The sequence below is a fragment of the Asticcacaulis sp. genome (genome assembly GCF_020217185.1).
Classification (GTDB): Bacteria; Pseudomonadota; Alphaproteobacteria; order Caulobacterales; family Caulobacteraceae; genus Asticcacaulis.
Genome location: NZ_JAIWNX010000316.1, coordinates 1 through 10,000, shown reverse-complemented (window position 1 = coordinate 10,000; position 10,000 = coordinate 1). Strand labels below are relative to the sequence as shown.

Annotated in this window: 6 protein-coding genes; 2 read left to right on the top strand and 4 right to left on the bottom strand. The window is 61.9% G+C overall.

Features of this window, described 5'->3' with window-relative positions; all coding sequences use genetic code 11:
- Positions 1–772, top strand: a 772-nt coding sequence (locus LDL37_RS16285) for a putative inorganic carbon transporter subunit DabA (RefSeq protein WP_290799943.1), incomplete at its 5' end; no start/stop codon positions are given.
- Between the two features lie 2 nt (positions 773–774).
- Here LDL37_RS16285 and LDL37_RS16280 read toward each other — a convergent pair.
- From LDL37_RS16280 to LDL37_RS16265, 4 genes are all read right to left on the bottom strand, one after another.
- Positions 775–2,700 carry a methyl-accepting chemotaxis protein gene (locus LDL37_RS16280; RefSeq protein ID WP_290799941.1) on the bottom strand — a complete coding sequence of 642 codons (1,926 nt, stop codon included), beginning with the start codon at positions 2,698–2,700 and terminating at the stop codon, positions 775–777.
- A gap of 139 nt (positions 2,701–2,839) precedes the next feature.
- On the bottom strand, positions 2,840–4,552 hold the full coding sequence (locus LDL37_RS16275) for a glycosyl hydrolase family 28-related protein (RefSeq protein ID WP_290799938.1): 1,713 nt from the start codon (positions 4,550–4,552) through the stop codon (positions 2,840–2,842).
- Positions 4,553–4,565: 13 nt separating this feature from the next.
- Positions 4,566–5,660 (bottom strand): LacI family DNA-binding transcriptional regulator, encoded by a 1,095-nt coding sequence (locus tag LDL37_RS16270; protein ID WP_290799937.1) that lies wholly within the window; start codon positions 5,658–5,660, stop codon positions 4,566–4,568.
- Between the two features lie 15 nt (positions 5,661–5,675).
- Positions 5,676–8,834: a TonB-dependent receptor gene (locus LDL37_RS16265; protein WP_290799935.1), complete on the bottom strand. Its 3,159-nt coding sequence runs from the start codon at positions 8,832–8,834 to the stop codon at positions 5,676–5,678.
- 255 nt (positions 8,835–9,089) lie between these two features.
- Here LDL37_RS16265 and LDL37_RS16260 point away from each other — a divergent pair.
- On the top strand, positions 9,090–10,000 hold a 911-nt coding region (locus LDL37_RS16260), incomplete at its 3' end, for a sialate O-acetylesterase (RefSeq protein WP_290799933.1).

Genomic DNA, 10,000 nt, shown 5'->3' with positions numbered 1-10,000 from the left:
TCTGTTGAAAACCGAAAAAGCTATCGAGCTTAGCCCTGATGTCTGGTTTGCCGGGGCGGTCCACAACACCACGACCGATGAGCTGTGCCTGCTTGATGAGGGCCTGATCCCGGCGCACTTCAGCGCGGAAGTCGAGGCGTTCAAGGCCGCCACGGTTCGGGCCGGTGAGAGGATGCGGCAGGTGCGCGCACCGACCCTGAACGAGGCCCCGACCCTGAAGGCCTTCCGTCGCCGGGCCGCCGATCCGTCTCAGGTGCGGCCGGAATGGGCCCTGGCCGGCTGTGCCGGTTTCATCGCCGCGCCGCGTCAGCTAACGCGCGGCAAGGACCTCGGTGGACGGGTGTTTCTGCATTCCTACGATTGGCGAAATGACGAAGGGTTTGCCGTATTAGAGCAGATACTGACCGCGCCGGTGATTGTCGCAAGCTGGATCAACCTGCAATATTTTGCCTCGACCGTGGCGCCGGAGGTGTTCGGGGCGGGCAATAAGGTGCTGCACAATGTGGTCGGCGGCAATCTGGGCGTGCTGGAAGGCAATGGCGGTGATCTGAGACTGGGTCTGCCGCTGCAATCCGTCTTCGATGGTCAGACCTTCCGCCACGAGGCGTTGCGTTTGTCGGTCGTCATCGCCGCCCCGACCGAGGCGATTGATGGCGTCCTGAGCCGCCACGCCGCCCTGCGCGATCTGGTCGAAAACGGCTGGATTCACCTGTTCGCCACGGACGACGAAGCTCAGACGGTGCAACATCGTACCGCGGCAGGATGGGAGTGATTTCAGGCGGCAGCCAGTGCGCGCACAAAAGACTGGAATTCTGAATCGAGGGTTTCGGCTTGCTGAGTGAGGTGCTGAGCGAGGCCCAGGAGTTGTACAGACGCGGCGCCGGTAGATTCTGCGGCGCGTTCAACGCCAAATATGTTCTCGGTTACTGACAGGGTGCGCGTGGCGGCCTCATGCGTGTTGGAAGCGATTTCCTGTGTGGCCATGCCCTGCTGCTCGACCGCAGCCGCAACCGCACCTGTGCGGTCGGCCACGTCGTCAATGCGCGCCGCGATTTCAGTAATGGCGTTCAGGCAGGCGTTGGTCGCCGCCTGTATCCCTTCTATGCGTCGTGAAATGTCATCCGTGGCCATTGCCGTCTGATTGGCGAGCGCCTTTACCTCGGTCGCCACCACGGCAAAGCCTTTGCCGGCGTCTCCGGCGCGCGCCGATTCTATGGTGGCATTGAGCGCCAGAAGATTGGTTTGACTGGCGATGTTGCTGATCAGGCTGACGACCTCACCAATGCCCGCCGCGGCGGTAGCCAGTGCGCGTATCTCTGCCTGACTGTTCTGCGCGATCGTGGCAGCGTCTTTCGAGGCGGAGGTGGTCTGACGGACCTGACCCGAAATTTCCATAACGGCGGCGCTCATCTCTTCGGTTGCCGCCGCCACGGTCTGCACATTGCCGGAGGCGCTGCAGGCCGCTTCATTGACGGCTGAGGCCTGACGGGTGGTCTCTTCGGCTGAGGCTGAAAGCGTCTGGGCCGCCGCTGACATTTCTTCGGAAGAACGCACCAGATCGCTGGCCATTACTGCCATCTTGGTGCGGAACCCGTCGATCAGTTCGCGTTCAAAGTCGAGGCGCGCCTGACGCGCCGCGCGTGCGGCCTCCTGCTCGCTCTGCAAGGCTCTGCGCTCGATCATCACCTGCTTGAAAGCGAGGATCGCGCGGGCCATGGTGCCGACTTCGTCTTTCTGTGCGGTGGCAGTGACGTCAGAGGTAAGGTTATCCTCCGCCAGTTGGCCCATGACCCGTGACAGCGCCACCAGTTGCGAAGACATCAGCCGGGCAACGTAGATAGCCAGACCTACGGAGAGCAGGACCACCACGCCTGCAAGGCTCAGCATGGCAATGAGCTCATTCATCAACGATTGTATGCGCGCCAGCAGAAGGCGCTCAAGCTCACTGGCCGTGACCTGCCAAAGCTGCGTAACCGCCTCACGAAACCGGGCCTGAGCTTCGCTGAACTGCGCCATTTGTGACGGCTCAACGGGCAGGCTCAGACGCAGGCGCCCGGATATGGCCTGACGGGCAGAGGACAAGGTGCGGGTTGCGTCTTCAAGACGCTGACGCGGAGCCATCAGGGCGGGCGCCAGTTGATCGCTTTTGGTTCCGGACACTGCCGATGACAGGTTAAAGACTGCCGCCTCATTCGCGGCATCCAGCTTTGCGCCAGCGATTTCAAAAGCAATCAGGTCTGAGGTATTCGGAGGCGTGGTGAGGCGGTTTACCGCCTGCGAGAGATCGTCACTTAGGGCTATCATCTCCGGCAGGACAAAGGTGGCATTCGACTGGAGATAGTAGGTGTCAACTTCGGGATCGAGGGTCAGATTGCTCGCATCGGCTGCACGCGTAATGAGGGTGGAAACCAGGTGCGGATCGGGATGTGTGGCTGATTTCAGTTTTGTGCGTGCGGCTTCAAAATCAGCCGTCAGTGTGAAGGCTGGCGCCTCCTCCAGGCTCAGGCCCTTGCCCTCTGTATGGGCTGCCCAGAGGGGGCGGATATAGCTCAGGCCTTTAATTTCTGATTTTGTGAATTCAATCATAGACTTTTCGCTTATCACGAAAAGACCTGTCATAAGTGATAGCGGTATCGCCATAGCAATCACAATAAGCGAAAACTTCCCTGCCAGAGGCAGGTTGGCAAGACGCTGGCGCATGTTCACCCCGGTTACTCATTAAGTGCAATAATTGAATAACGGTGTTCGCAAAACGTTGTTAACAAACCTATAAATTGTATAGGTTGTAGGGGTAAATTTGTGACCGGTATCAAAAATCGCTTTTGGCGTGCTCTGTGGCTCAGCGTTTGCGCAAGGCCTGTCGCTGCGCCAGTTGATGATCGTAGAGCGAGGGGGCCGCGTCTATGCAGACATTGACGCCCTCAATCCGCGCGGCGTCGGGATAGATCACGCTCAGGCGGCGGTTGCCATAGACGCCGATGACGTTTTCGCCAATCCCCTGTTTCAGGCCGCGCAGGGTGACTTCGGCGTCCCAGGGCGCGCCGCCTTCGATCACGACTTCGAGGTTCCACGTCGTGTTGTGCAGGCCGTGATTGGGCTGCCAGTAGGGGGCACCGCCGCCGGCCCAGGTGTCATGCACCCACATCCCGCTCCCTTGGCCGCCCTCCTTTTTAGGGCGGATGTGCAGACGCACGGCGTCAAACAGGTTCTCATGGTTGGCGCCGGCGTGCTGATCGATCAGGCCGCGCGTCAGGACAACGGCGCGCGAATAGACGGCGCGCGTCGCCTGTGTATTGACGCTCAAGGGGTGGACGACCGGATTGGCGACCAGAACGTCCTTCACCAGCACATTGTGAGCATTGCCGACGTGCACCGAATAGTGGGCTTCGCGCGCCCCGGTCGTCGCTATGCCGCTGAGGGTCAGGCTGGCGCTGTCATAGGTCAGGATGCCGGAATCGGCATTATGGATGGTGACGTCGCGCACCCAGCCGTCAAACATCTCATTGAGCGCGATGGCATTATAGCCTTCTTCCAGATGGTGGCCGAAGGCGGGCGCATCGGGAAATTCGATGCGCAGGCCCTGAATGCCGACATCGGTCAGAAAGGCCTTGCGCACAAGGCGCGCTGGTTGCGCCGCCGAGACGGCGTGCAATAGCGGATCGCCCAACTCCAGCCGCGTGCCCTTGACCGAGACGACGCGGGTGGTCTGGCTGATCAGGGCGCGCGCCGGATTGTCGTAGTGGCGCTGTCCCAGGGTGCGCGTGGTGTTGCCATAGAGCGAGCGCAGGATGGCGCTGTCGCGGCCCTTGTCGGCATACCACTGGATTTGAATAATCTGACCGGGGGTGATGCCCGAAGCGTCGGCCACCTCCAGGTGTCGCGTCCATTTGCTGCCCGAAACCCCGGCCGTCACGATGTCCGGCGGCGTGTCGTATTCGGGCAGATACTCGGCGTAGCGCACGCCGGGAATGCCCACCCGGATAAAGCCTTCGCTCCAGCTATATTCGCTGAACCAGTAGTCGATATTGCGGTCTTTTTCGACCTGCCGCTTGTTTTCTTTGCGGATATATTCGCGCAGTTCTTTCAGGGTCTGGGTTTCGTCCACGAGACGCAGCGGGCGCGGGAAGTAGAGGGTGGTGCCCTGATCGTCGTGCCCGGCCCCTTCAAAGACAAAATCGCTGCGTTCGATACGCAGCACCTCGGTCAGCACGAAGCGCCCCGCCGGAAAGCGCAGCGTCACCTTGCCTTCGACCTTATGCGCCGCTGCCAGCGCCTCACGCACGGCGCGCGAATCGTCGGTCTCACCGTCGCCCTTCGCGCCGAAGCTTTTGACGTCGATGACCGTGCCCGGCTCAGATGGGATCGCCGCCACGCCGAAGCCGTATCCGGCGTAGGAATAGTCGGGCAGCCCCTTCAGCGAGGGCAGGGTGTGGGTGCGCGTAAACGGCGTCCGTGACAGGGCCTCACCCGACAGCCCCATGCCCGTCAGGCCCGCCACCGCAAGGACAGACAGATGGCGCAGCGTGTCGCGGCGGGAGGGCGTGTCAGGCATGGCGGTATTCCTTTCATCGGACGGGTGCGTCCAGAGATTCTCGCCGGATCAGTGACGAGGCGACCATGGAGGGCAGGGCCGCGGGGTCTTCGCCCGCCGGCAGGGTTTCGGGGACCAGCTTGTGCACGGCCAGCACACCCATCTCGATCACGGGCCAGTGGACCGTGGTCAGGGAGGGCCAGAGCTGCACGGCGACCGGTCCATCGTCAAAGCCGACAATCGACAGGTCGTGCGGCAACCTCAGCCCTTTTTCATGCGCCGCCCGCACCACGCCGGCGGCCATGGAATCATTGCTGGCGAAAATCACGCTGGGCGGTTGCGGCAGGCTGAGCAGGGCCTGACCGGCGGCAAGGCCAGAGTCGAACGTGTAGCGTCCGTCGGCAAACAGCGTCTCATCCGGCGTGAGCCCGGCGGAGACGAGTGCCTGACGAAAGCCCGCTTCGCGCTCCCGCGCCGACAAAAAGCCTTTGGGGCCGCGCACAAAGCCGATGCGCGTGTGACCGAGGGCCACGATATCGCGCACCGCGCCCATCACCGCCTCGCGGTCGTTCGACCAGACGCTGCGCGACATCATATCGAGCTGGGCCGAACCGACGCGCACATATTTGACGTTCAGCCTCTGGCACATTTCACCGATATCGTCGCGCTCGGACAGGGGCGGCAGGAAGATGGCCCCCATCGGCTTCTGACGCGCCAGAAAGGTCTCGATCTCGCTTAGAAGTTCCGGCGACTCGCGGTTGACCGGCCGCACCGCCAGAGCCAGCTCGCTGTCGCCAATGGCCGACAGGACGCCGCGCTGAAACGTCATGGCCATGGGTGAGGTCGAGTCGTGGATGAACAATACGATCACAAAATTCTTGCGAAAGGCCAGCGCGCGGGCCTGCGCATTGGGCACAAAGCCCAGGGTCTCGATCGCGGCCTCGACCTTCGCCCGCGTGGTGGCCTTCATCGGTTCGCGATTGAGCACGCGGCTGACCGTCTTTTTCGATACCCCGGCAAAGTCGGCGACATCGGTAATGGTCAGGGCTGACCCCGGCTTGCGCACAGAGGGGCCAAGGGGGGCCGCGTTGCGGTCCTTGGGGGCCGGGGTCCGTTTGGTGTCGTCCACGCTGGTTACGCCTGTTTAGAATTTCTTTGTTACGCTGAGGGAATAGGTGATGCCGTCGTAATCTGCAACGCGGTTAAAGGCCTCGACGCCTTCGTACTCCTCGCGCCGCGAATTGGTGATGTTATAGACCTCAAGGCGCACCTCGGTCGTAGCGTTGGGCGTATAGGCACCGGAGAAGTCGAGCTGACCACGCGGCCGCACGCGGCTGGAGGAGCCGGTAAAGGTCGAGCCGCCTTCGAGCAGGATGTCGGAGGCGTAGTTATAGGCCAGACGCGCCTGCCACTTGTCGTCTTCGTAATAGCCGATCAGGTTATAGGTGCTGTCGGCCACACCGTAGAGTTTGGAGCCATTGGCCCCGCTGGAGGTGACCTTGGTGGCGTTGAACACCATGCCGAAATTTTTCCAGAGACCGGGCAGGAACGAGAAGTCCTGCTGAACCTGGAATTCAAAACCTTCGACCGTGATGGCGTTGGGGTCATTGATGGTGCGGTTAATGGTGATGCGCTGATTGCCGAGGTCGGTTGTGGCCCCCTGCTGAATGCGGCAGAAGCCCGTGCCATCGACATAGAGCGGCCCGAAGGTCTGACCCTCCGCGCTGAAGCTCTGCCCCACCGGGCAATAGTTGTTCTGCAGGACGATGTTGTTTTCAATCTTTTTGTGGAAGTAGCCGAGCGCCACCACATTGCCACGGCGATTATACCACGACAGGCCCAGATCAAACGCCTTGGAGCTGCGCGGTTTCAGGTCAAAGCGGTTCATATCGATGCGGATGGAGCTGAGCGACTCGCCCGTATCCGGATCGACATTTTCCAGCACGCGGGTGGGGGCGGGTGAAAACTCTACCATATCAAAGGCTTCAAACGTCTCGTAATAGGCGGCGCGCGCCACCAGCTTGGGCGTCAGATCGACGATCAGGTTCATCGACGGCAAAAGCGCATCGTAGCTGCCGCCCGCCGGTTCCGGCGGCAGGAAGTAGCCGGGGCGGAAGTCGGCGCTGGTAAAGCCCAGAGCCTGATAGAAGTTCAGCGCCTGATCCTCGATCAGCCCCGACAGATCGGCCTTGACGTAGCGCAGGCCCAGATTACCACGCACCTTCAGGTCCATCACTTCGGAGAAATCAAAGCGCGTCAGGGCGAAGGCTTCGAGGTTTTCGCGCGAGGCGTGGAAGTTCTGACCGGCGACGCGGTTGAGCGGGAAGCGCTGGATCATGCCCGACAGTTCATTGCGCGGGGCCAGCTCAAGGATTTTCGCATATGTGATGCGGTTGCGTGCTGCGGGTGTCAGCTCCGGGAAGAAGGTGGCCAGTTGCGCCGCCGTCATGGTGAAACCGACATTGGTCGGCACGGTGTTGAGTACCGGGAAGATCTGCTGCTGGATCAGGCGGTAATCGACCGACCAGAAGTTATCGATCTCGGCATGGGGCGCGCCTGAGCCAAAGAAGTTGCCGCCCTTGGTCACCGCGTCGTTCAGCTTGAAGATGTCGTTGGTCAGATTATTGAGCTGAAGACCCAGATTGGCGTTTTCCTGATAGATTTGCCGGGCCTTTTCCTTCGAATAATAGACGCCGAATTCGACACTGGTGATCGGACCGAAATCGAGTTCGCGCGCCGCCTTCAGGTCCAGCGCATAGAGGTTGCGGCGCACGCGGTGATTGGCCCCGCTGGCGGTAAAGACGACGTTTTCCGGGCGCAGGCCATTGCGCGCCTGAATGGCGTTGCCGGCGCTGACCGTATAGGGGCCCACGACGTTCAGCAGGCGCGAGGGCAGGTTGAGGTCAAGGCGGTAGTTTTTGTAATCGCCAAGTCCGGTATCAAGCACGGCAGTGATGCCATTGGTCGTATCGTCGATGCCGTCGCCATTGGTATCGGTGCGGCCCGTCGTCGGCTGAACGCGCTGCTCATAGAGGTATTCATCGCGCGTGCCCAGGGCTTCGGAAAGCGTGCCTATGGCGTCAATGCGCCAGGCTCCGGTGCGGAAATTGATCTGCGGATAGAGGGCAAAGCTTTCATCAACCGACGGCATCCCGCGGTTGCCAATGGGCAGTTGCACGTCGCTGGCCTGAACCTTGTTGACGACATAGACGTTTTCGATGGTGCCGTCGGAACCGCGGTCGAATTGCCCGACCTTCACCGGATTGCTGAGCGGCGTGACAATGCCGGTCGTGTCCGAAGCAAAGGCCGTCAGGATGTCGAGATTGGCCTCATCCAGATCGCGGCGCGTGGCAATGGCATCGAGGCGCACGTTCAGGGCGTCATTGACGCGCCATTCAAAGCCTGCGGCCCCCGACAGGCGATAGCCGTCGGAGGTGCGCGAATACTGACGCACTTCGGAGGGATAGACGACCTGATTGGCGACGCCGTCCGTGGTGGCCGGGATGGCAAAGGCGGGGTTACCCGCCGCCAACTGCGTCAGGCGCGCCTGCGTATAGGCCGTGTAGGCATTGATGCGGATGGTGTCGCGGCGGAACAGTTGCCGTGAATAGGACAGGGTGCCGTAGATGCCAAAGTCCGGAGACAGTTTCTTGGAACCGGTGACGAAGAAGGCCGGGTTGAGCTTGGCCGTCGTCTCTTCCCACTGGGCTTCGGCGCGGAAGACGCCGCCTTCCTTGCGCGAGAGGGCCGGGCGGATACGCAGGTTGACGACCGAACCCAGCCCCCCCGCCGGCATGTCGGCCGAGAAGGATTTGACCACATCGGCCCCGCCGAAGATCGACGCATCATAGATGCCGAACGGATTGCCCGACCCGCGCGTCCCCAGAGTTGGCGCAGCGATGCTTTGCCCCATCACGGTCGTCTTGGTGTATTCGCTGGGCAGGCCGCGCACGCTGATCGTCGCGTCACGCCGGTCGTCGGAGCGGTTGATCTGCACGCCGGGGATGCGTTGCAGCGCCTCCCCCAGATTGAGGTCGGGCGTCGAACCGATGTCATCGGCGGAGATGCCATCGAGGATGACATCCGATTTGCGACGGATTTCCAGCGCGTCATTGAGAGAGCCGCGAATGCCGCGCACCACGACGACTTCGACGCCGTCGTTAGCGGCGACGGGCTCTGCGGCCGGGGTGGTCTGGGCCATGGCGGGGCTCAGTCCGGTCAGGAGGGTGAGGGCGGAAGCGGCGACGGTTGACAGGCAGGCCGCCTTGAAGGACCGGTGGCCCGTCAGGAAAGATGGCATCATGGGTGTTCCTCCGCGGGCCTTATTTTATCTTCGCCCGGCTATGGGTATGGCGTAAATCAAATCCGATACCGGTGTCAAGTTTGAATCTGACGCTCAATCCTTTGTCTTTAAATAAAGCCATTCGACTTAGGTCGTAGATGCGGGATTAAAATAGACACCGGTATCTTTTTTTGATTACCTCGCGGCATAACTCTGGGCAAACCTCCGCGCCTGTGCGCAGATGGGCAAAACAAGAGTGAACACAGGAAGACACGCATGATCAGGAAGACCGCCCGACGGGCTGCGGTCATCGGGGCGGGCCTTATGGCGCTGACCTCGGCCGCCAGCGCCCAAACCCCCCAAGCCTCACAGACCCCGCAAACCGTGCTCAGAATCGACCCTTTGTTCGGCGATCATATGGTGCTTCAGCGCGGTAAGCCGGTCAGCCTGCGCGGTGATGCGCCTGCCGGAGCGACCATCACAGTGCGCTTCGGGGCCGTCTCGGCCACAGCGAAAGCGGGCGGCGACGGCCAATGGCGCGTCACCCTGCCGCCGGTTGCTGACGGCGCCAGCGGCACATTAGAGGTGAGTGCATCGGATGGCAGCCGCCTGGCGCTGAAAGACGTGGTGGTGGGGGATGTCTTCCTCTGTTCGGGTCAGTCGAATATGGACCTGTCGGTTGGCGATACCTCCTACCCCAAGCGCACCGCCGAAGAGGGGCAGGGCAAGCCCATTCGCCTGTTCAAGGTCAAGCGCACAGCCAGCCCGCGCGCCGAGCGCTTTGTGACGCCGGAACAGGGGTGGGCTTTGGCCGGGCCGGAGGCCTTGCCGGGCTTTTCCGCCGCGTGCTGGCATATGGCGCGCACCATGGCCGCCGCCAATACCGGTGCCCCCATCGGTCTGGTGCAGGCCTCGTGGGGCGGCACCTCGATCGAAGACTGGATGGCTCCGGCGGTTCTGGGCCAACGCCCCGACTATGCCGCCGATATCAAGCGCCTTAATGCCTTCGCGGCTGATCCGAAGGCGGCAACGGCGGAGCTGATCGCGGCGACGGACGCCTGGGCCAAAAGCGCCGATGCGGCGGCCGCTAACTGGCACACCCCGGCTTTTGATGATCGTCAGTGGCCCCAAATGCCGCTGCCCGGCACGTGGGAGCGCTCCGGCATCGCCGCCTTACGCGCCTTTGA